Source organism: Phaeocystidibacter luteus (genome assembly GCF_008933115.1).
Classification (GTDB): Bacteria; Bacteroidota; Bacteroidia; order Flavobacteriales; family Schleiferiaceae; genus Phaeocystidibacter; species Phaeocystidibacter luteus.
Map to the genome: position 1 here is coordinate 467,316 of NZ_WBVO01000001.1, position 19,339 is coordinate 486,654.

Annotated in this window: 29 protein-coding genes and 1 tRNA gene; 7 read left to right on the forward strand and 23 right to left on the reverse strand. The window is 45.3% G+C overall.

All coding sequences use genetic code 11. The features are described 5' to 3' along the window. Nucleotides 1-140: 140 nt before the first annotated feature. From F8C67_RS02035 to F8C67_RS02045, 3 genes are read right to left on the reverse strand one after another with little or no spacing between them, the layout of a single operon-like run. Nucleotides 141-1,400 carry an ABC transporter permease gene (locus F8C67_RS02035; RefSeq protein WP_151666119.1) on the reverse strand — a complete coding sequence of 420 codons (1,260 nt, stop codon included), beginning with the start codon at nt 1,398-1,400 and terminating at the stop codon, nt 141-143. Next, on the reverse strand, nt 1,397-2,626 hold the full coding sequence (locus F8C67_RS02040; RefSeq protein ID WP_151666120.1) for an ABC transporter permease: 1,230 nt from the start codon (nt 2,624-2,626) through the stop codon (nt 1,397-1,399). Before F8C67_RS02040 ends, F8C67_RS02035 begins: the two co-directional genes overlap by 4 nt. A 1-nt stretch (nt 2,627) precedes the next feature. Next, nucleotides 2,628-3,314 (reverse strand): ABC transporter ATP-binding protein, encoded by a 687-nt coding sequence (locus F8C67_RS02045; RefSeq protein WP_151666121.1) that lies wholly within the window; start codon nt 3,312-3,314, stop codon nt 2,628-2,630. A 179-nt stretch (nt 3,315-3,493) separates the two neighbouring features. On the opposite strand from F8C67_RS02045, the gene F8C67_RS02050 reads away from it, so the two are divergent. Then, on the forward strand, nt 3,494-3,973 hold the full coding sequence (locus F8C67_RS02050) for a MarR family winged helix-turn-helix transcriptional regulator (protein WP_151666122.1): 480 nt from the start codon (nt 3,494-3,496) through the stop codon (nt 3,971-3,973). Nucleotides 3,974-3,988: 15 nt separating this feature from the next. Here F8C67_RS02050 and F8C67_RS02055 read toward each other — a convergent pair whose 3' ends face one another. Together F8C67_RS02055 and F8C67_RS02060 are read right to left on the reverse strand one after the other, a co-directional pair. Further along, the gene (locus F8C67_RS02055; protein WP_170266317.1) at nt 3,989-4,615 is read right to left on the reverse strand and encodes a phosphatase PAP2 family protein; all 627 of its coding nucleotides are present in this window, start codon (nt 4,613-4,615) and stop codon (nt 3,989-3,991) included. Further along, nucleotides 4,615-5,004 carry an START-like domain-containing protein gene (locus F8C67_RS02060; protein ID WP_151666124.1) on the reverse strand — a complete coding sequence of 130 codons (390 nt, stop codon included), beginning with the start codon at nt 5,002-5,004 and terminating at the stop codon, nt 4,615-4,617. The genes F8C67_RS02055 and F8C67_RS02060 overlap by 1 nt, the downstream gene beginning before the upstream one ends. Before the next feature lie 137 nt (nt 5,005-5,141). Here F8C67_RS02060 and F8C67_RS02065 point away from each other — a divergent pair. The 3 genes from F8C67_RS02065 (at nt 5,142) to F8C67_RS02075 (ending at nt 7,561) form a co-directional block, all read left to right on the forward strand. Then, nucleotides 5,142-5,215, forward strand: a tRNA-Met gene (locus F8C67_RS02065). A gap of 116 nt (nt 5,216-5,331) precedes the next feature. Beyond that, a complete protein-coding gene (locus F8C67_RS02070) occupies nt 5,332-6,489 on the forward strand; it encodes a tyrosine-type recombinase/integrase (protein ID WP_151666125.1) in 1,158 nt (385 codons plus the stop codon). A gap of 754 nt (nt 6,490-7,243) precedes the next feature. After that, entirely contained in the window at nt 7,244-7,561 is a 318-nt protein-coding gene (locus F8C67_RS02075) for a hypothetical protein (RefSeq protein ID WP_170266318.1), read from the forward strand. Between the two features lie 30 nt (nt 7,562-7,591). Here F8C67_RS02075 and F8C67_RS02080 read toward each other — a convergent pair whose 3' ends face one another. Then, complete coding sequence (locus F8C67_RS02080) at nt 7,592-8,140, reverse strand: hypothetical protein (protein WP_151666127.1); 549 nt, start codon at nt 8,138-8,140, stop codon at nt 7,592-7,594. A 256-nt stretch (nt 8,141-8,396) separates the two neighbouring features. Here F8C67_RS02080 and F8C67_RS02085 point away from each other — a divergent pair, with 256 nt between their 5' ends. Further along, nucleotides 8,397-8,750 (forward strand): hypothetical protein, encoded by a 354-nt coding sequence (locus F8C67_RS02085; RefSeq protein WP_151666128.1) that lies wholly within the window; start codon nt 8,397-8,399, stop codon nt 8,748-8,750. Between the two features lie 28 nt (nt 8,751-8,778). Next, entirely contained in the window at nt 8,779-9,426 is a 648-nt protein-coding gene (locus F8C67_RS02090) for a hypothetical protein (protein WP_151666129.1), read from the forward strand. Nucleotides 9,427-9,524: 98 nt separating this feature from the next. Here F8C67_RS02090 and F8C67_RS02095 read toward each other — a convergent pair whose 3' ends face one another. From F8C67_RS02095 to F8C67_RS02165, 17 genes are all read right to left on the reverse strand, one after another. Beyond that, complete coding sequence (locus F8C67_RS02095) at nt 9,525-9,794, reverse strand: hypothetical protein (RefSeq protein ID WP_151666130.1); 270 nt, start codon at nt 9,792-9,794, stop codon at nt 9,525-9,527. Then, complete coding sequence (locus F8C67_RS02100; protein ID WP_170266319.1) at nt 9,791-10,207, reverse strand: DUF1353 domain-containing protein; 417 nt, start codon at nt 10,205-10,207, stop codon at nt 9,791-9,793. The genes F8C67_RS02095 and F8C67_RS02100 overlap by 4 nt, the downstream gene beginning before the upstream one ends. A 47-nt stretch (nt 10,208-10,254) precedes the next feature. Next, the gene (locus F8C67_RS02105; RefSeq protein WP_151666132.1) at nt 10,255-10,659 is read right to left on the reverse strand and encodes a hypothetical protein; all 405 of its coding nucleotides are present in this window, start codon (nt 10,657-10,659) and stop codon (nt 10,255-10,257) included. Continuing rightward, complete coding sequence (locus tag F8C67_RS02110; RefSeq protein ID WP_151666133.1) at nt 10,646-11,047, reverse strand: hypothetical protein; 402 nt, start codon at nt 11,045-11,047, stop codon at nt 10,646-10,648. Before F8C67_RS02110 ends, F8C67_RS02105 begins: the two co-directional genes overlap by 14 nt. Next, on the reverse strand, nt 11,040-11,765 hold the full coding sequence (locus tag F8C67_RS02115; RefSeq protein ID WP_151666134.1) for a hypothetical protein: 726 nt from the start codon (nt 11,763-11,765) through the stop codon (nt 11,040-11,042). The genes F8C67_RS02110 and F8C67_RS02115 overlap by 8 nt, the downstream gene beginning before the upstream one ends. 2 nt (nt 11,766-11,767) lie before the next feature. Then, on the reverse strand, nt 11,768-12,952 hold the full coding sequence (locus F8C67_RS02120; protein ID WP_151666135.1) for a hypothetical protein: 1,185 nt from the start codon (nt 12,950-12,952) through the stop codon (nt 11,768-11,770). 11 nt (nt 12,953-12,963) lie between these two features. Beyond that, nucleotides 12,964-13,227 carry a hypothetical protein gene (locus tag F8C67_RS02125; protein WP_151666136.1) on the reverse strand — a complete coding sequence of 88 codons (264 nt, stop codon included), beginning with the start codon at nt 13,225-13,227 and terminating at the stop codon, nt 12,964-12,966. Nucleotides 13,228-13,237: 10 nt separating this feature from the next. Then, nucleotides 13,238-13,786 (reverse strand): hypothetical protein, encoded by a 549-nt coding sequence (locus F8C67_RS02130; RefSeq protein WP_151666137.1) that lies wholly within the window; start codon nt 13,784-13,786, stop codon nt 13,238-13,240. Continuing rightward, nucleotides 13,783-15,144, reverse strand: coding sequence for a hypothetical protein (locus F8C67_RS02135; protein ID WP_151666138.1), 1,362 nt, complete (start codon nt 15,142-15,144; stop codon nt 13,783-13,785). Before F8C67_RS02135 ends, F8C67_RS02130 begins: the two co-directional genes overlap by 4 nt. A 6-nt stretch (nt 15,145-15,150) precedes the next feature. Next, entirely contained in the window at nt 15,151-15,297 is a 147-nt protein-coding gene (locus F8C67_RS14260; RefSeq protein WP_170266320.1) for a hypothetical protein, read from the reverse strand. A gap of 481 nt (nt 15,298-15,778) precedes the next feature. Beyond that, a complete protein-coding gene (locus F8C67_RS14265) occupies nt 15,779-15,934 on the reverse strand; it encodes a hypothetical protein (RefSeq protein WP_170266321.1) in 156 nt (51 codons plus the stop codon). A gap of 19 nt (nt 15,935-15,953) precedes the next feature. Next, nucleotides 15,954-16,304 carry a hypothetical protein gene (locus F8C67_RS02140; protein WP_151666139.1) on the reverse strand — a complete coding sequence of 117 codons (351 nt, stop codon included), beginning with the start codon at nt 16,302-16,304 and terminating at the stop codon, nt 15,954-15,956. 2 nt (nt 16,305-16,306) lie between these two features. Then, nucleotides 16,307-16,546: a hypothetical protein gene (locus F8C67_RS02145; protein ID WP_151666140.1), complete on the reverse strand. Its 240-nt coding sequence runs from the start codon at nt 16,544-16,546 to the stop codon at nt 16,307-16,309. Between the two features lie 38 nt (nt 16,547-16,584). Further along, nucleotides 16,585-16,770, reverse strand: coding sequence for a hypothetical protein (locus F8C67_RS02150; protein ID WP_151666141.1), 186 nt, complete (start codon nt 16,768-16,770; stop codon nt 16,585-16,587). 1 nt (nt 16,771) lies between these two features. Further along, on the reverse strand, nt 16,772-16,987 hold the full coding sequence (locus F8C67_RS02155; RefSeq protein ID WP_151666142.1) for a hypothetical protein: 216 nt from the start codon (nt 16,985-16,987) through the stop codon (nt 16,772-16,774). Then, nucleotides 16,987-17,523, reverse strand: a complete 537-nt coding sequence (locus tag F8C67_RS02160; RefSeq protein ID WP_151666143.1) for a hypothetical protein — start codon at nt 17,521-17,523, stop codon at nt 16,987-16,989. Before F8C67_RS02160 ends, F8C67_RS02155 begins: the two co-directional genes overlap by 1 nt. A gap of 77 nt (nt 17,524-17,600) precedes the next feature. Next, the gene (locus F8C67_RS02165) at nt 17,601-18,242 is read right to left on the reverse strand and encodes a hypothetical protein (RefSeq protein ID WP_151666144.1); all 642 of its coding nucleotides are present in this window, start codon (nt 18,240-18,242) and stop codon (nt 17,601-17,603) included. A 361-nt stretch (nt 18,243-18,603) separates the two neighbouring features. On the opposite strand from F8C67_RS02165, the gene F8C67_RS02170 reads away from it, so the two are divergent. Beyond that, complete coding sequence (locus F8C67_RS02170; RefSeq protein ID WP_151666145.1) at nt 18,604-19,290, forward strand: hypothetical protein; 687 nt, start codon at nt 18,604-18,606, stop codon at nt 19,288-19,290. Nucleotides 19,291-19,339 lie beyond the last annotated feature (49 nt).

Genomic DNA, 19,339 nt, shown 5'->3' on the forward strand with positions numbered 1-19,339 from the left:
GGTAAAAGACTTGGGGCTAGTTGGACTCCGTCTGGTACGTGACTAGGGGGTTTCTTATGCTTTAGTGGACTTCCCCCCCTTTTTCCCCGCCGAATGGCGCGGAATCCTTTTCACCGCCGCAAGGCGGGGGAACTTTCACCCTATTCTGTCCTCAACGCCTCCACCGGTTTTACCTGAACCGCTCTATAGGCAGGAAGCAATCCAGCTAGAATTCCGAAGACGATTAGAATCAAAAGGCTGTAGACAACCACGTCTACCCGAACTGTTGGGTGAAGGAAAGTATCTACATTCTCACCGATGAGCATGTCAATCCCCTCCATAAGCCATGTTCCAAAGATGATACCTATGGATCCGGCAATCACGGTCAGAATCAAGGATTCACTTATAATTTGCGAAATGATTTGTCGAGGTGTTGCACCGAGCGCTCTTCGTATCCCGAGTTCCTTCGTGCGTTCTTTTACCACAACCAGCATGATATTACTAATACCGATGGCGCCAGCCAACAACGAGAAGATGCTCACAAAGAGTGACAGCGCTTGGATACCTGTAAATAGGCCTTTGATATTCTCAAATTCGCCTTTCATGCTCCAACTTCCAAAGGCGGCTAAATCTTCTGGGTGAACAGAGTGCCTACGTGCAAGCACTTCTTTCACTTCTACCTGAACCTGGTCGGCATCTGCATCTGGATTCATGAGTATGCTCATCCACCCCACATTATCTCCCCAATTAAAGGCACGTTGAAAGGTTGAAATAGGAATGTATATCGACTGCCGGTCTCCCTCCGCTTGATCACCTTTTCTGGCTGACTCATAAACGCCGATAATGGAGAAATACACACCATTAATTTTGACGCTACTGCCTACGACCTCTTCTCCATATTCGAAGAGCATCTCTTCTACCCTTTTGCCAATCACGCATACTTTCCGACTCTCTTCGACGTCAGCTTGATTCAGCCAGCGGCCTGAGTCGAGAATCTTAGGTTCAATCTGCCAATACTCCGGTACATCACCGTATACATTGAATGCCCCAGTTTTGTCTTTGTGAATCACGTTATTCGAGCCTCGGTACCCTCCGAGTTGTGTGCGTGGACAAACGAGCTCTACTGCACTCACGCGTGACTTAATCAACTCGACGTCCGTATTCTTCAGGTTGAAAGACCGTCCGCGTTGAAATCCTTTATACGGCATGGTCGTGCGCTGCGTCCACAAGAACATACTGTTTGTGGCCACATTGCCCATATCTCGAGTAATGCCGTTTTCTAGGCCTTTCCCCGACCCCATCATGATGATGAGCAGAGCAATTCCCCATGCCACACCGAAACCAGTGAGGATGGTCCGCGTTCTATTTTTGCTGAGCGTATTCCAAATCTCCGCCCATCTGTCTGAATCGAAAATGCTCATTCTTCTCTTAGGGCTTCAATAGGTTGAACTTTGGCTGCTCTCCGCGCTGGTACTAAACCAGCAAGCGCACCCGTGATAACAAGTAGGACGGTGGTGTAAATGGCGATCTCAAAGTCGACTTCAGGATTTCGGAAGAAGGAACCTACCAGGTTGCCACCGATGAATTCAACGACCACGACTGCGAGCACCAAGCCAATATATCCCGCTACGGCGGTTATAAACACCGACTCTTGAATGATCAGACCCACAATGGACCGAGGGGTGGCACCAAGTGCTTTGCGAATACCAATTTCTTTCGTTCGCTCCTTCACAACCACCACCATGATGTTGCTTACTCCTACAATTCCGGCAATGATGGTCATGATTCCAATGAGCCACACAAACGCCTGGATTCCGTCCAATACATTCTGGATATTCTGGAATTGCTCCTGAAGGTTTCGGATGAAAATGGCACGTTCGTCGTTGGGATGAACACCAAACTTTTGAATCAAATCAGACCTCATCTCACCTTGAACCATCAAGCTGTGCTGCAGATCGGTTTCGTCGAGCGTAACCATGATTTGTTGAATGCGACGGCCTCCATTGAATATTCGTTGAGCCGTGGTTATCGGAACGTAAAAGTTTTCTTCATCTCTCTCATTCTCAATATCTTGAAAGACTCCCACAATTTGAAATGGCACTCCGTTAATGCGAATCCATTTCCCTAGAGGATCTTCCTCGCCGAAAAACAGCGGCAGTGTTTTTTTGCCAATGAGCGCCGATTTACGGATGTTATCAATATCCATTTGATTGATGTAACGTCCCGTTACAATCTTGGTCTGCTCCAACTCTTGGTGACCTGGGTGAACGCCCCTCATCGGATGCGTCCCGTACTTTTCGGCATAATTTATTTGAGCGCCCCAAAGAGAGTATCGCCCCGTATATTGATCAATTTCAGCGTCATATCGCTCTTTCACAAACTCTAGATCGTCGTCTTCGAACTGAATTCTACGACCGACGTTCATCCCATTGTGAGCGATACTGGTAACATCTGAATAAATCCAGAGGCTGTTCATCGCGTCGTCTCCGAAGGCAAACTTTGCTCCGTTAGACAGACCTTGACCGGCAGCTAGCAAGAGAACGAGCATAAAGATGCCCCAGGTTACTGAGAAACCTGTCAGAATCGTACGGAGTGGATTCTTCCGTATCGTTTCAAATATTTCCTGCCATTTATCTAAATCAAACATGCTAGATGGCTTCTACGGTCTCATTTGCATTTTCAACGACTCCATCACGCAGGCGAATGACGCGATTGGTCATAGCGGCGATATCATTTTCGTGGGTGACGATTACCACGGTCATCCCCTTCTGATGAATGCTTTTGAAAAGGTCCATCACCTCGTGGGATGTTGTGGTATCGAGTGCACCGGTAGGTTCATCGGCCAGAAGCACCTTAGGCTCGGTTATCAGTGAACGTGCTATGGCAACGCGCTGCTTTTGCCCACCAGAAAGCTGACTAGGCAAGTGATCGGCCCAATCTTCAAGTCCGACAGATTTGAGATACTCCATTGCCTTCTTGTTTCTTTTGGAGCGTTTCACACCCTGATAATAGAGCGGCATTGCCACATTCTCTAGGGCTGTTTTATAGCTAATGAGGTTAAAACTCTGGAAGACGAAACCGAGAAACTTATTGCGATAGTTGGCAGCGGTCTTCTCGCTCAAATCCTTGATGAGAACATCGTCGAGTTTATACACGCCCTCTTCATATCCATCGAGCATACCGAGGATATTTAGCAGGGTTGATTTTCCGGAACCGGAAGATCCCATAATGGAAACTAGCTCCCCTTCCTTGATGTGCAGGTCTATGCCTTTTAGCACATGAAGAGGCTTATTACCAGTGTAGTAATATTTATGGAGGTCGGTGATTTCTATCATAGTAAAGGTGGTCGTTCAGGGTAGAACGACAATCAAGTGGCAGAAATTCGAAGTTACAAAGAAAATTTCTCCAACCTAAAGCCTATTCAGTTCGTATATATCTATGTAGAGTAAATGTGGGTCATGCAATAGAAATTCGTTTCAAGCGTTACCTTTGCACCCGCAAAAACACAACACAAATGCACCACTCAATGAATGACGTTATTGGCAAGATATTCTTTGACCTTTCCAAGGAATATGTTGCACAAGTAACTGATCGCTTGCAACACCTTGATATCGAGCGACATTACTACGCACTTTACCTCCTCGACAGAGCAGAATCCACACTCACCCAATCCGAATTATCCGAGCTATTAGAAGTTGACAAGGTGGCCGTTGTTCGCCTTGTAGATTACTTGACTGAAGCTGGGTATGTTAAGAGAAAGGTTGACGATCACGACAGAAGGAAGCAGCACGTAATTCTTCAACCTAAGGCTGAGGAAGTTCTTCCAGAGATTAGAGAAGCTTTCAGCAAGGCAAATGAGAATCTTTTAGAAGTTCTCAACGAAAAAGATAAAAAGGACTTTTTGAGAATTGCAGCTCGCATTCGAGACTTCTATGAAGAAAATCCACTGCACCGCATTAAGGTGAATATGAACTACAAGCGCGTTAAAGTTTAACGCGTTTTTTTTTGCCTAAAAAAGCCGGTCTCTCATACGAGGGTGGGTCATTTTACTGAACAACCAGTAGTTGACCCATGCGATTGCCGTTCCGAGCATGGAGCCCACGAACACATCAATCAAGAAGTGTTGGTTTAGGAAGATTCTGCTGTACCCTACCGTTAAGGCGAGCAAGAAGAGGAGTACACTAATCCAGCGTCGGTTAAACCAAAATGCGAGAACACCGTAAAGGGCAAAAGCTGCGGTGGTATGTCCGCTTGGGAAACTGTTGTGAGTGTGTTGTTTGAGATCGGGAATGATTCGTAATGCTCCTTCTTCAAAGAAACCCCAAGGTCGATCTACACCAGGAAAGACAACTTGCTTTAGCACTCCAACAAGTAGCAACACGGCCACTCCAGTACTTACGACCGAAAGAACCATGGCACCTCTTCTTCTAAAAGCAAGGAGGATAAGAACTACCGCCACGAAAGCGAGGCCGTCGCCGAGGTGTGTGATATACTTAAAAAAGGTAGGGTCGACATTTGTGTGCCACGCATCCATTGAAAGGTGAATGCTACCTTTTTCTAGGCGAATGAGAAAGGTCTGGCATACTAATGCGAAGAGAACGGTAAGGCCGATATAGACTCTCCCGCCCTTAGACATCATGAACCGATTGTGTGGAGGAGGTCGCTAATCTGACTTTGCCAGAGGAGCTTACTCTCTTCTACTTCGTCCTCTTCAGCGTAATCGGTAACGAGTAGAGAGGTATCCTTGGTGAGTTCATCGACCACGATTCTAAACTCGAAGTAAGTTTTCATTCCTTCATCTTCGTCATTCATCCAGCGGAATTGGATGTAACGATCTTGCTTTTTTCGGATGAGTTTCGCCACTTCTTCGGAGTCGCCCCAGAAGAATGTGAATACCTCGCCTCGAGAGTTTACATCATCGCAGAACCATTCGCTTAGTCCACTAGGTGTAGACAAATAAGGAAATAGCATTGCAGGTGAAGCTTTTACGGGATACTCGAGTTCGAACTTTATCTTTTCATCCATAGGAATCGTGCGTCTTTGGGTTGGTCAAATTGACGGGTCGCAATATAGAAATTTATCGCTCACTTCAAACTTGAATAAAAAGTCTCTTACCCCTTGTCACAATTCAAATCCCGATTATATTTGCACCCTCAAAACACGGCGAGGTAGCTCAGTTGGTTAGAGCGCAGGATTCATAACCCTGAGGTCACGGGTTCAACTCCCGTCCTCGCTACTAAATAACCCGAAACCCCTACAAACACTGGGATTTCGGGTTTTTTGTTACCCCAAACGGCACTAAAACGGCACTAAGCCCATACTATTTTACGGGAGTTCGGAGTTTCTTTACTTATGACCGAAAAGCTCTCACCTCTCGTACCTATGGTCGATTTTACACCGGCCCTACTCCACAAAGGAAATTCAACCTGGTACGTTTCGTTTCGTGTTCGACACCCTGAGACGGGAAAATTGAAAGAAGTCCGATACAAATTCAATCGAATTAAGGACCTGAAAGAGCGAGAACGAAAGGCTTTGGACCTCTGCCGAGATTTGACGATCAAACTTGCTTCAGGCTGGAATCCGTTCATTGGGAATGACAATTCACTTACGTTCATTTCCCTTGATCAGGCATTCACCAATTTCATGAAGGAGAAATTGAGCCTCGAGAAGCAAAACGCCATTCGGCCAGATACAATTAGAGCCTATAAATCGTACTTGAAGAACTTTCGTTTGTGGTACGGTGAGAAGTCAATGACGCAGGCAGCTATTCGCCTCACAGGTACGGTCATTGATAATTTCCTGGTACACATTATGGAAGAGAGAGGTAATTCGTCTCGGACGCGAAACAATTACCTCTCATTTTTCCATCGATTATGTGCCTATATGGTACAGAAGCGATACCTGCCTTCCAATCCGGCTGACTCCATTCCGAAGCTGCCAGAATCCATCAAGCAACGAAAGGTTATTCCCCGCGATATCCTTAAACAGATTTTTGACCAAACCAAGCAAGACCAAGGCTATCACGCACTTTGCATGACCATCTATTATACCTTCGTACGGCGAACCGAACTCTGCAAAATCAAGGTTGAGCACCTGAACCTAGATAAACAAGTGCTGTTCGTGACTGCTGAAGACACGAAGAACAAACGCGATCGAGTTACCACCATTCCACAGGATCTAGTGTCGATTTTAGAGGATCACGTAAAACGAGCTCGCCCCCACTACTACCTATTCTCTGCTAATGGATTCAAGCCGGGCCCCAATCAATTGAGCCCAAAGAAAATATCTGACACCTGGGTAAAGCTCAGAAAGCAAATGGGCTTCTCCAATGCATACAAGTTCTACAGCCTCAAAGACACCGGTATTACCAACATGCTGCAAATGGGTGTGCCTACCATAGTCGTTCGTGACCAGGCAGGACATTACGACATCTCCGTGACCGACAAATACACCCCGAAAGAGAACCAGAATGCAGCTCCTGAACTGCTCAGATATAGCCAAGGTTTATAATTAGCCTCTATATTTCTCAAACAAATTCCCCAACAAGGACTGAAAATGGTTGGGACATTGGGACAAACTGATTTTTTAGACCTAAAAGTATCATTTTGAGTCTTTTACGCGCTTAAAACCCTGTCCCAACCCTGTCCCAACCCTCTTTCAAAGGGGGGTAGATGTCCCAACCCTCGTCGAATTAACACCAACTCCGCTTTTCTTTTGTGGGGGAAGGGGGGAGTGAGTGATAGATAGAATCTATATATGCCTGAATGGAAATGAGGGTGTCTAAGGCACTCGATCGTCACCGGTGGACCGTTGATACATTACAAGGTGTTATCTTCACCAGGAGAGCCCCGAAGGTGAGCTGTGCTGAAAGGCATGGTATGCAGTCCTATGACTGGTATGACGCACCTCACCGGGGCTCTTTTTTGCCTTTCCCCCAGGTCTCGGCGGTTAGGATTTGAATTTTCCCTATATTTGAATCGTTAACCCAGTTGTGAGAAATCTCGACTACACTTATTTACGATAGAAGCCCCGAAGGTGCGCTGTGTAGAAATGCACGGCATTCAGTCTTACGACTGGGTTAACACACCTGACCGGGGCTTCGCATGTCTAAACGTTTGCAATATGTTAACCGCAAAGTTTTGGGCTAAACTCTTCGGGCGTACCAACGGGGTACGTCCTGCCCGACCTGAGCTCTCGAGCTTAACGGTTGAAGAGCTCCTTTCATCACTGAAGTATAATCTTGAACGAGCTGTAATCAACGGCCATGGAGAGGGGGTGTGCCATGATTAAGCGCATTCAAGAGATACTATCCATGAAAGGAAGTCTGGAGGAAGTCGCTACGGCCAGAATGAAATTCATCCTCGAGCCGGTAGCATCCGAGATTGCCAGCGAAACATTTGAAACCGAGCCAGTGAGCGAAGTTCTTTGGCAAATGATTACAGAATCTATAGTTAAGAATGAAGAGGTGGGATCAGACGATAAAGAGGCTATGATACGCCTACTCGCCCCCTACCGGGACGCCTTACGTCGATGTTCACAAATGCTTCTGGCCGAAGAGGTCATGAGGTTCCAAAAGCAGTGAAACAAGAAGGGCCGCAATTTGCGGCCCTCTTTAATTTGAAGCATCTTCACTACCTGCTTGAGCTGCATCTTTCATTAACCGCTTCTTTACTTCATCTAAATAACCATTGAACCTTTTAATGAAATCATCATTTATTGCATCACGTATCTCCTTTTCATAAATCAAATCCGTAGTGAACACAATAATGTCTGTTAAGGTACCATGGTTGTCTACATTTGTTAAGAGCTGTGCCCCTACTACACTCTCTACCAGATCGAGATTCACATTAATTTCATGAGCTAAGGAGTTCAACAACTTGCATTGAATAGCTATTTTTTCAGCATCATCTTGCTCGATAAAGAAATGCAGAATCAAGATTTGCATTTGGAGACTAGAGGCATTCTTTACCACCTCGTTTATCAATTCCCGCCGATGTGCCAACTCACTTTGTTGCCTCAGAAATTCCGCATTCCTCTGATCAGAAATGTTCTGCATTGTAGCTTGAGTCTTGCTTACCAAGACTGCTACATATATTCCAATTGCAAACAATGCTATGTTCGCCAAAATGCCGTAAAACTCCAATTCATTCGTGGGTTCCATTATTCGAAAGTCGTTGAGTAGTGATGTTGATGATAAAGGTATCACATAAATCACCTCCATTTCATCACCATGTAATGGCCTAATCCTTGCCTATTTAAGCACATAAACGATACTCTCGGGTATATTTTTGTCGCATTCAGTGCGTTTCACGTGCGAATTCTTCCACTTTTACAGCCTAATCTTCCATTTTTACTTATCCTTGCGTAAGCGCAAGAGTAACTATTTAGAGATAAGGTCAATTGAAACATATGACATCTTGAGAACGTTACTACTCCAGGCTGATGACTCATCTTTTGATTGGATTCAGCCTATTATAAAACTGTTGTCCGATGCATTTGGTGTGAAAACCACCGCTTATATCGTGCTGAGTTTTGTTGTGATAATTTTATTAAGCTATTACTCGCTTAGCAGACTTACTAAGTCTAAGCAAGACAAAGCTTATGAAGATATGCGCGCCCAGCGAGATAGAATCGCTGACGAGGCTCTGAAGTTGCGAAAACTGCATTACATAAGTCTCGGAATGTCCGAAGAAGAAGTTGACTATTTATTGAACCCTACTCCACATGAAGAGCGAGTTAATTCAAAAAAATGGTGGCAATTCTGGAAGTGAAAATTGAACCTCTCATTGAAAACCCAAAATGGAACCAACTTACACTATCGTGATGATGGGCATGATGCTCTTTATCATAGGAATGATCCCGTTAGTCTACTTGCAGATCAGACGATATCGATATGTTAGTATTCGAAGTCGAGAGATTCGTACCAAATCGACATTTGGTGAAGCAAGGCACATTTTGTCGATGATGATTGCGAATGGCAGAATTGACCCGAGAGAGGATTGGGTTAAGCGCTTTTATCGTGTTCAAACAGTCATGATGCGAAATCCTTCCAACTACAAACAGATTTCTCTATCGATGTCTAAGGCTCTTTTACATGGCCCGAGCAAAGATCCTGATAACAACTTGAGGAATCAGCTACCACCTGAGCTCATGATTGACTACGTTAGAATGATACAAGCTATGAGGGGGGCTTATAGGCAGCTCGAGCGTTATTGCCCTAGAAGCGTAAAATTGCAGGCTACTGTGTTTTACCACCTTCTACATAGTTTGAATAGAACTACTGGCTATAAATTGAGTAAGAAGGTTAAGCAAAAGCACCCGGGAACATTTGCTCAACTGCGAGACGTAGGCTTAATGTTTAAGAAAATCAAAGAGATTGAGGAAGCTGAAAAAGAGCTTGATCAGCATTTAATAGAAATCAAGCAATCTGGATTGGTTGCCGCATAATATTGAAGCCCGCCAATCGGCGGGCTTTTTCATTTAATTAATCTAAAAAGCGTCAACTAGTTACCTAATTGACGCCGACATGAACACAAACCTACCTACTAACCTTCGCTTTGTAATCTCTTTTCAATAGTAGCCAAACGCCTATTCCATTCCTCTGACTTCGATTCAAAGAGCTCGGTAGTTACTACACCTCTTTTTATTTCTTCTATGTCACTATGAATGGTTTCAAGTTCGGACTTAACAACAGCTATGTTCGAATCTGTTCTTGATTGAAACACGAAAATCCCAACGGCTGCTGCAGCTATAATAGTTCCTAGAACGTTTTGAAAAACGCCCATAGCTGCACTTCCTTTCTCCAACTGATTCATTTCCGCTTCTTTTGCATCCACAAAAACCAACCCGCAGCACGAACTGCGGTGTACGCAAGATTCCGAGGAACCCACTTAACGCCAGCCTCCTTGAGCTGCTCTAAAAAGATTCGATCGCATCTAGATCTTGAAATCTGAATGTTCTGGCCGCTGCACCATTCACCATGCCAGCAAAGCTCCACTTGCTTAAAGTGAATGTGTCCTTTATTCACATAGATGTAATCATGTACCAGGGATGCCGCTCGATTCAGTCCGTCTGGGCGAATTCCACTGATACTCCATAGAAGCCTTGGAACACTGGCACCATCATAACGAAAACCAGGATCAATCGTCAACCTACACAAGTTCCCATCCCCCAAGTAATCGAAGGTCGTTACGTAGGTAGTGTCAAGAACGTATTCTCGATCACTCACAGGTGTAATTGAAGGCTGATATAAAGGCGTCCTAGTGCAACTCATAGCTACGCTACTTCCCAGAATTCCGTTAGCGGTTTTTTGTGAACGTAACTCGCATTTACGAGCCATTCAACGGCTTCTTGCGTCTGAACAACGATGCCATCATCCGTGATGTCAAACATCTGAAGCGCTTCGCTGTACGAAGGAATACCATGTTCTATGATGTTGCCCTTCTCGTCTGTATGGTTCGGTCGGCCGTCCTTATTGATTTCAACCTTGAAGCCTATGGCCAATGGTTGATTCACATATACCGAAGCGGGGTTGGCATAGATTACAAAAACAACCTCTAGCCGTTTGGCCGCAAGGTTGTTAATGATATGCCCTGGAACCATTACCGCATCAGCATGAGATACACCGAATGGATCAGTAAATGCTTTTCCGTCTTTCAGGTTAAATCTAATAGCCTCCATACCACATTACATTTTGAGGTTTGTTTTCATCATCGTCAACGTGTAGCCCCCATGAGTACACACCTATACGAGAGAACCCTGCACGCAAAAGAGCACGAAGGGCAATCATTCTTTTGCTCGAATTCGACAGTTTTAAATCAACCGCCTTACACAGTATTTCTTTGTCGTGATCTACCAGGTGTGATGTTGTTCCATCCCTGCCTTTACTTAGTTCGTGTTCCAACGATCGAGCTCCACATGTAACTTTGAAAGGAATCCCGGCGTATTCGCGTGCTTCATCTAATCGCTCAAGCGTTGAAGGACGCATGTCCTTGATTGAACAAGGAACTAAAATGATCTTGCTTTTCGCGAAATCATTCTCGGAGAAGTATTTGTACTTCTTAGGCATCGATGTAAGGATTAAACATGAGTTGCACCCATCCAAAAATTCGGCAGCTGTTAAACGCACTCCCGAAAGATGCACGAAGTAGAATTTCATTCGGATTGGTGACCGCATCAGCCGACACGTTGAACGTCAGCCCCGTTGTAGTGTCAACAAGGTTCCGCTCTGAAGAGTAAGCGCCCGTATTTGCACCACCAGAGGTGACACTCATGGCGCCCTCAATAATGCTATCTCGAACTGTTATTTCCGGCCCTACACCTGTTGACAGCTCAGCTCGTAAACGCACTTCATAAAAACACGTCATGCCGTCCGGTACTTGAATATTGAAATCGGCCACTCCGCCGATAAAGATTTCTTCGTTTGTAAAAGATGCACCTCCAGCAATGGACTTAATCAAGTTCGTCCGTACTACGTAAGTGTCACCAGCAGCGGCAAACTGGCCATATTGTTCACCAGAATATATTGTTGAAAGTAGAAGTGCAGAGTTAGCAGCTGTGTCTGCATCTTGCACCCTTTGAAGTGCAGATGTGATGGCCGCAGCTGTTTCAAGGTTCCCACCAGCTCCACCACTACCCTCGTATGGCAATGCGTTGTACGCCGTTACCCCGTCCGCAATCTTAGCTAAGGCATAATCTGTCTCTACGATTGATGTACCGATAGGATACACCTTGTTAAGTGCTGTCAGCTCCGATCTGAGTGCTCTTATGATTTGTGTAGTGGCCATAACTATACTTTCAGGGTTTCACTCCATACAATTTCAGCTGTCCATCGAATACTCGTAGCGGCCAGCCCCGTAGCTTCTACATTCAAACATCCGCGTACCACATCTGCTACTAAATTCACATCCGCAGTGCTAAGGTTATTGAACAACACATCTTTGTCGGTCACTCCAACAATTGCCACGGTTGCCGCACCGACATCGCGCTTTACACAACCGCGAAGATTCCATTTTGCCATGTTCGACGTTCCTACTTGGACCGCACCTACATGGATTTGGAATTCCCAAACACTGTTATCCCTTAGAATCAAAGGCGATAAGCCAACCCCCTCACTTAAAGGAATCGGAGTAGCATCAGGCGTATTGTAGATAAGCATACAACGTCCTACGGTGGGTTTATTCACGTTCGCGTCGCTTGCAGCAAGTCCATATCCATACCCGACTGATCCATCGACATGAGCAAGAGCAGTTCGACCGATACCAAATGCATATTCTCCCGTCACATCGGAACTTTGGAAGCCTGTTGAGTTGTTTCCAGTTACGTCAGCTTGTTGGAATGCAAAACCATATTGTCCGGTTGCTCTGGAAGAGCTTCCGAATGTGAAAGAGTTGTCGCCGAGTGCGTTCCCGAAATGACCAATGTTGTTGGCGCTTTGTCCTGTTGCGTTTGAAAGAAAGCCAAGCGCGAGAAGTGATGAGAATAAGGAAGTATCGTAGCTCGCATTAAAAGAGCCGTCTTCAACCCAAGACGCAATTGGCCCTGATACACCTATGTGATCTGTCGCGAGCGCCAAGGCAGACAGTGAGTCTTCACTATCATACACCCCTTTTGCATCTGTCGTGATAGGTTCTTTCGTCAGCAAATTACCAGTCCCTGACCGTACTGCCCGAACCCAGTAACCAGAGCCTCTACCTGTTGCTTCATAGATATTTTCACCATCGGGAACTAGAACATCTGTAGTATAATAGAATACGCCGCCCGTAGCATCAAAATTGCCGACGATTAGTGTATTTGCATTTTGATCTGTACCAACACCATAACCCTGCATCGATGCGATGTCAGACACAACAACCAAAGAACCATTTCCGGTTCCTGAAGCGAGTTCTTTGAGCACATCCCAAAACTCACGCGGATCGGTATACGTCTTCTTGTAACCGATAAAAATTTTCTGTAACAGTTCCGCAGTAGTCATTCCATTTGGGTTTAATCAATGAACATCAAGTAGATTGTACCACCTCCAGGGTCAACCTCGGTAACTTCTAGGTATGAGCTGTCCGACTCAATAGGCCACAGAACCTCTTGAGGTAATGGGATTGTTACGCCGTTAATTTGGATAGCCGCATTTGCACCTCCAGTAGCGTAGACCTGTCCCCTTCGCACGTTTGAAATTGGCTCGGAAGGCGGTGCAGATGCACCAGTTTGCTGGAAGGAAATGATTTTTGCATTCTGTACTACGTAGCCACTCATTCTTTAGGTATTATTGAATGCCCGCACCGGTCATCCAGGTTAGTGCAATTTCAGCTTGAGGTACGAGGTCATCTGCATATCTCTCAATAGTCTGTTTGAGCGTGCCATAATCTCCTGTACCCCACCCTGCACGATCAGTATTCATGTAGCGCTGATTCCAGTCGTTTACAACCATGACCCTGCGCGAATCACTTAAAGTGTTAAATCGACCCCACAACTCGTTTATCCGATCTCCATTACCCCATAGATTCCAATGCTCTTCATAAGCAACGTGAATGCTATCTGTAAGTGGTTTTGGTGACCAGCTGCCGCCTCCTCCAGACGAAGAGCCTCCTCCAGTTGTGTAAATCGGAACTTCAACCTGGCTTTCTTCGTCATTTCCCCAAAGTTTGTCCCAGAATGAAGGTTCATTAGCTGCCATTTCCCCCTTGTTCTTTCCAGCTTTGTAGATGAAATAGATAATCACAAATACAATGATGAGCGTGATAATTGAAGGGTTCTTCAACCATCCACCCACTTTAGTGACTACGCCTTGTGCAGCTGTACCTATTGCTTTCATCCGTTCCAGATTCTTTGCCAGAATGACCCGGCAGTGTTATTTGCTTTTTCCATGAGCTTCTTGTCTACGCGAGGTGTAACGTTTGGCTTCGTCGATGCTGGAGCATCTACACCAGGGATGTCATACCGTCCAGGGTTTTGAGCCCACCGAAACAACCCTTCAGCGGTTAGTGGTAACCGTTTCTTATTGACGGCCAGAGCATCCATTATTTGACTGTTTGGCTTTCGTAGTTTGTTCAAACGATGTCCATATTCAAGAACCTGTTTTGGGGTTAGCGTAAAATGTTGCTCAATTTCCTTTTGAACTTCCTTCACCTCTTCTCGAGTTCCGTCCACGAATAACTCAAGCTGATCGCCAACACCCTCTTCTTTCTTGGGCTCTTTAGCTGGCTCTGGTTTAGGCTCTGTAGGTTTCGTATCAGATTTTCCGTGAAGCAACTCAAAATAGAGTTCATTCAAGGTTTTGGAAGAAAGGTCCGTTTCAGAAAGGGCTGAATTCGTTCCATGAATTGAAGCTCTAGTGAGCTTACGCTGCCAAACCTTGTTCTTCGGACTCCACCTAAAACCGTTTGATTTGAGCTTCTTTCTTTCATCAGCTGAAGGAATCTCATCAAAGCGAATCTGTACTCGATCATCAGCAAAGTTTAGAATCACTTCACCACCATCGAATGAAACAGAATTGCCGCCCTCAGATTTGGCGGCGGCTTGTTTCTTCTTGAGAAGTTTAACCCTTCCCTCTATTCGCTTAATATTCGCAAGGTTGTTGCTCAACTCGAATTGCTGGTAGCCTCGGCGATTCCCTCTTTCTGGGTTCATAAGGCTATCAATAAGCTGATCTTTCAAACCAAGATCGAGAAGACGCTTTTTCACATCCTTCTTTGAACGAAGGACAGCGTTGACTTCCTTCATTAACTTGTGAGCCTCTTTGCGCTCGGCCAGGTCAGATTCGAGTCGTTTTAGCTCGGCATCTGGCAGGTAATACCCTTCTCTTTTGCGCTTCCCTTTCTGGAACCTAGAGAGGGCTTTATCTATGAAGTCATGAAGCTCGTTGTGTCGCTTCATTTCCACATCCAAAGCCTTATTATTTCGATCGGTTGGAAATTTAGCTGGACCGGTAATCATTGGGCTGGCCGTGCGCGATTTCGCGCTTATTACGTCTTGCACCTTCGAGCGATATCGCTTGTAGAAGGTCTCAAGTTCAGCATCTGAAGCACCGGCTTCTTGTAGTGCCTTGATACGATCCTCTAAGATGCTTTGATAATCAGAAATGAAACGATCCCCTCTCTTTTCGGGTGAGAAGGAGATCCAGTCGAAAGCGCGACGCGCTCTCTCTTTTAAATCTGTGATATCAAACTTCATCAGAGCTTACTTGAACTTACTTGCAATGGCAACACCTGCAATAGTGCCGATCATTACACCGACAAAAACAGCTACCCCTAGTGCTACTAGAGAGAGCTGATCTACCGTCACATGGTGACGTATTCCATCGCTTCCGAAAATTCCGTTTTCCATTTACAATGACATTACACGGTCGTACTCTGACCGGGTTAACTCACCATTCGGCAAAATGCCCAGAGGAGCCAGGGCCTTGTCCGTGAGAGGACCGAACACCCCATCCACTGCCAGAATATTCATAAAGTCCATTCGCGCTAACGCCAGCGCGTTGAGCTTTCCTTGGAGCTCTTTGACTACCGGCGCTGGTGAGTGACCGTAGCGAAAGGGGAATGTCGAGCTTGAGCCCGTTCTTATTCCGGCTACTTCTTGTCTTTTTTTTTTGATCGTGCCACGTACACTCCGATGCCAATAACAGCAGCTAGTACGAGACCGATAATCAACCACTTTTTCATGGGTTCAATTCTCAAGGGTTAAACATCTGCCTGGTTCTTTTTAAACCAGTGCATTTTTATCCACTCGACCAGAAGCGTTGAGACAATCCCCACCAATAGACTAATGACGATTGTTTGTACAAGCTTTTGGTTCATAGCTTCCTGATTTAGGCAGTCGTAGCTGGTTCCTCTTCAGGGTTGGCAGCTCTAGCTCTACGAGCCTTCACCTTTGGCGCAACGTAAGCGTAGGTCATTGACCCGGTTACAATTGCGAGGAATAGGGCTCCAAACAAAAACAAGAAGACTTTTCCTGACATTTTCATGATACACTGTGTATTATGGTTACTCTTCGATTAATTCATACAAGTCCGTTTCAGGGTTGATGTAAATCACATACCCATCTGGGACTAAATCAATATTGTGTTGAGTCATTTGATAGAATGCCTCATTCTTTGCACGTTCTCTGGTATGCCCTACTCGATCGCGTGGATCTTCGATATACCAACCTTCCCACCCTGGAATCAAATTCCTTCGAGCTTTGTAGATCTTACTCGCCCAGGCGTTCAATTCACGCATGAAAATGCGCTTCTGCTTTTCTACACGAGTTTCATTCACTCGTTTGTAGATGAAGTACGCGCCGGCTAGTACACCGACGATCAGAAGGACGATCAAAAATTTGTTCAGCTTATTCATGCTTAATCTTTCAAAATCCACCACAGAATCAGAAGCCCGACTATTGCGCCCCCTACCCATGCTCCATACTTCTCAAAACTATTCAGCAACACTCCCTGCTGAGTGTCAAAGCGATCGTCTTCGTAGCTCTGCCGTTCGCACAAATCCTGTTGTGCTCGAGCCTGTTGGTAGCATTCCTGACACTGTGCAGTAACACCGCCCGCCCATGTATGGCATGAAGCCTGGAACCATCCAGATTTCATGTTATCGCAACGCTTTTTATATCGACCGCAATTAGACATTACTTCTTTCGAATAAAGATCAGAGCTACTAAGAGCGCTGATAACATCAGTACAATGAGGACCGTCCAAAGCATAGCGTTATCTCTGTCGCGAGTGCCCCACATCGGAGTGTACCCGGAAGTCTTGTTTCCCAAAACCTGGTTACCAAGACCTAAGCCAGCTGTGATGGTCTCAATTAATCCCATCTTACTTGCGCTTTAATAGCACCACGGCGACAATGACTACCGTCACAATTGCCAACCCACCGAAGATGAGTCCGGTATAGTTGCGTTGGTTACGCTGTGGGGTAGGCATTTGCTGCTGAGAGTTGTTCGTTCCAAACACCCCTCCCAACACTTGGCCTCCATAGCGTAGGATTTGATCCCAGTCAACGCCTTCAGTATCTTTTACCTTTTCGTCCACTATTTCCAGTTTTTAATCAGTACACAAGCCAAAACCACCACTGCCAGAGAGGTGAGAATTACAAACCAATCTGGCCCTTTCTTCTTTCCACAACCGCACGGCTTCTTAGCGCCGTTTGAATGTGTTGCGTCGTCATCGTCCTCTTCACCCTCTTCGTCTAATTCAGGGCTATTGAAATCCCTAAACGTGTCGATCACTAAACCAAGCTCTTCGCTAAACACATCGCTCCATACGGGCTCTACTGAATGGTCCTTTGAAAGCTCTTCCCCGTACACAATATTGAAGGAGTCCAAGATTTCGGCTCCTTCCCATCCAAGCGGATCGGGACCAAAGTCAAACATTGAATTCCAATCCCCATCGGAAAGTGATGGGCCGACTTCTAAAACTAAGTCGAGGAGAGAAGATGGGTCTAAACTCGCCCCTGTCAAGCCGAGCCCGAGCATAGCCGCCTGAATCTTCGCGGGATTGTTGTATACAATCACCTTGAGAAGGTAAAGCGGTTCAGTGCTGAGTTTATTTGCAGTTGCTTGTGACATGGAAACTTCTTTTTAGTAAAAAAGGCCCGCCCAATGACTCAGGCGGGCCTTTTGCTTCAGGAGATCGACGTATGCGATTAAATCACATTCAATTCAGACCCTACAAAGAAGGTCAGAACAACCGTAGTGTTCGCCGCAACATTGATAAGGAGCCCAGAGCTCTTATCAAACTTGAACGGCTGATTGAACGTCAGAAGTTTGTCGTTTTGCTGCGTGTTACGCTGAGCGGTCTCAGGGTAAATCGGATTCAAACTAAATCCTCCACCGATGTCAGCGCGACCGTACTTAAAGTCTTCGCTAAACTGGGCACTCGTTCCGGTGCTCACAGTGTAGTTAAAACCTTTGGTGATGATTGGGCTCAATTCAATTGAGCGCTGGAATGCCGTGTAAGACGGGGCACTCGTTCCGTCAGGATCAGTGTATGCACCTCCTAGAATGGCCGCAACCATACCGAGAGGGTCACCAATCATGTATGCAGTTGTCGCACCTGTCGCGGAGTTATCCAGCGTAAAGCGCAGGGTCGATACAAAAGGGTTTTGCATCGGGGTAGAAACCGCCGATGTGCCCACCCCACCAAGCTGCGGAATTTCACCTGGAGCGGTGCGTACCTCTGGTGCATGCACGAGGCTTTCCATAGCCTGGGCACGATTGGCAGGCATAATAATCTCTCGTACCTGCATTGGTTTCACGGCTCCGCCGTTTCTTGCCACCTTGGTCATAATCTTCGTTATTTATGAGACATCGTTCATTGCGATATTGAGTCTCAAAATTGCGACTGTATTGACTTGAATTGCAATATGTTGCGCGAATCAGGGCGACAAGTGTATAGAAATGAGATCTTCAGCATAGCAAATCAAACCCAGAAGTATCGTTTTGAGACTGAGGAAACACTATCTCATCAATCATGCGCTGATTATCAATAACTTAGATTAGTTGCTGATGTGGATGCAAAAAGTGATAATTTTGGGTTCACTAACCACAATTCGGATGTCAAAAAAGAAGCCAAAATCAAGAATACCCTCATTACAGTCCTTAATTCCCTTGACGTATGTGTTTCTGGTGGCTATATCACATGCCCAAATGAATTACTACTATTCCTACTTCAATATCGAGATACATCATTATCTCACCCCAATTGAATATTTGCTTCCAATGCTCGATCTTTTGGGGATCTTTATAATGGCTCTGTTATTCACCATTATTACGGTAGTGTTTCTCTTCAACGTTCGAACTAGTAAATCAAAGGCTGATGATGAAAATGACCACAGTAAGAAAAAAGAGCTGTCACAGGGTGCGAGAATATGGTTGAATGGCATGTGGATATTCTTTTTGGTAGTTTTCGCAGCGGGCTCTTTCTTCATTTATCTGCAAGGAACACTACAACAAAAAGATACTTGGGGAATAGTTCTTCATTTATTCATTTCATTCGGGCTATTGATGACGCTGTTCTTTAACAACGACCAAATTGACTACACCCGCAAATATGGATTCGTGGTTGCTGTAATGATGCTTTTTTCAGCCTTCAGTATTGTTCACTCAAATAGGACGAATGAGCTAATCAAGATTTTTGAAGAGCAAGTACACTCAAAGTACTATACTTATGAAAGTGAGAATTTCAGTATTGAATCTGGTGGTGATTTGTACTATCTAGGTGAATCACATGAATATCTTTTCATGTTTCAACTTTCCGATTCGACGTCCATCGTAATCAACAAACTCAACGGTCACAGGTCTACTTTCAAAAAAGCAACTTCAATCATTGATTAAGTCATCTAATGAAAAAGCCCGGGCGTGAGTCATACCCGGGCTTCAAACC

Coding starts and splice junctions, on each gene's coding strand:
- F8C67_RS02075 (WP_170266318.1), top strand. CDS start 7,244: ATGGAGAGGGGGTGTGCCATGATTAAGCGCATTCAAGAGATACTATCC.
- F8C67_RS02055 (WP_170266317.1), bottom strand. CDS start 4,615: ATGTCTAAGGGCGGGAGAGTCTATATCGGCCTTACCGTTCTCTTCGCA.
- F8C67_RS02090 (WP_151666129.1), top strand. CDS start 8,779: ATGGAACCAACTTACACTATCGTGATGATGGGCATGATGCTCTTTATC.
- F8C67_RS02080 (WP_151666127.1), bottom strand. CDS start 8,140: ATGGAACCCACGAATGAATTGGAGTTTTACGGCATTTTGGCGAACATA.
- F8C67_RS02150 (WP_151666141.1), bottom strand. CDS start 16,770: ATGGGATTAATTGAGACCATCACAGCTGGCTTAGGTCTTGGTAACCAG.
- F8C67_RS02135 (WP_151666138.1), bottom strand. CDS start 15,144: ATGAAGTTTGATATCACAGATTTAAAAGAGAGAGCGCGTCGCGCTTTC.
- F8C67_RS02045 (WP_151666121.1), bottom strand. CDS start 3,314: ATGATAGAAATCACCGACCTCCATAAATATTACTACACTGGTAATAAG.
- F8C67_RS02050 (WP_151666122.1), top strand. CDS start 3,494: ATGCACCACTCAATGAATGACGTTATTGGCAAGATATTCTTTGACCTT.
- F8C67_RS14260 (WP_170266320.1), bottom strand. CDS start 15,297: ATGGAAAACGGAATTTTCGGAAGCGATGGAATACGTCACCATGTGACG.
- F8C67_RS02095 (WP_151666130.1), bottom strand. CDS start 9,794: ATGAATCAGTTGGAGAAAGGAAGTGCAGCTATGGGCGTTTTTCAAAAC.
- F8C67_RS02035 (WP_151666119.1), bottom strand. CDS start 1,400: ATGAGCATTTTCGATTCAGACAGATGGGCGGAGATTTGGAATACGCTC.
- F8C67_RS02060 (WP_151666124.1), bottom strand. CDS start 5,004: ATGGATGAAAAGATAAAGTTCGAACTCGAGTATCCCGTAAAAGCTTCA.
- F8C67_RS02140 (WP_151666139.1), bottom strand. CDS start 16,304: ATGAATAAGCTGAACAAATTTTTGATCGTCCTTCTGATCGTCGGTGTA.
- F8C67_RS02110 (WP_151666133.1), bottom strand. CDS start 11,047: ATGCCTAAGAAGTACAAATACTTCTCCGAGAATGATTTCGCGAAAAGC.
- F8C67_RS02070 (WP_151666125.1), top strand. CDS start 5,332: ATGACCGAAAAGCTCTCACCTCTCGTACCTATGGTCGATTTTACACCG.
- F8C67_RS02115 (WP_151666134.1), bottom strand. CDS start 11,765: ATGGCCACTACACAAATCATAAGAGCACTCAGATCGGAGCTGACAGCA.
- F8C67_RS02145 (WP_151666140.1), bottom strand. CDS start 16,546: ATGAAATCTGGATGGTTCCAGGCTTCATGCCATACATGGGCGGGCGGT.
- F8C67_RS02040 (WP_151666120.1), bottom strand. CDS start 2,626: ATGTTTGATTTAGATAAATGGCAGGAAATATTTGAAACGATACGGAAG.
- F8C67_RS02125 (WP_151666136.1), bottom strand. CDS start 13,227: ATGAGTGGCTACGTAGTACAGAATGCAAAAATCATTTCCTTCCAGCAA.
- F8C67_RS02130 (WP_151666137.1), bottom strand. CDS start 13,786: ATGAAAGCAATAGGTACAGCTGCACAAGGCGTAGTCACTAAAGTGGGT.
- F8C67_RS02105 (WP_151666132.1), bottom strand. CDS start 10,659: ATGGAGGCTATTAGATTTAACCTGAAAGACGGAAAAGCATTTACTGAT.
- F8C67_RS14265 (WP_170266321.1), bottom strand. CDS start 15,934: ATGAAAATGTCAGGAAAAGTCTTCTTGTTTTTGTTTGGAGCCCTATTC.
- F8C67_RS02160 (WP_151666143.1), bottom strand. CDS start 17,523: ATGTCACAAGCAACTGCAAATAAACTCAGCACTGAACCGCTTTACCTT.
- F8C67_RS02170 (WP_151666145.1), top strand. CDS start 18,604: ATGAATTACTACTATTCCTACTTCAATATCGAGATACATCATTATCTC.
- F8C67_RS02165 (WP_151666144.1), bottom strand. CDS start 18,242: ATGACCAAGGTGGCAAGAAACGGCGGAGCCGTGAAACCAATGCAGGTA.
- F8C67_RS02120 (WP_151666135.1), bottom strand. CDS start 12,952: ATGACTACTGCGGAACTGTTACAGAAAATTTTTATCGGTTACAAGAAG.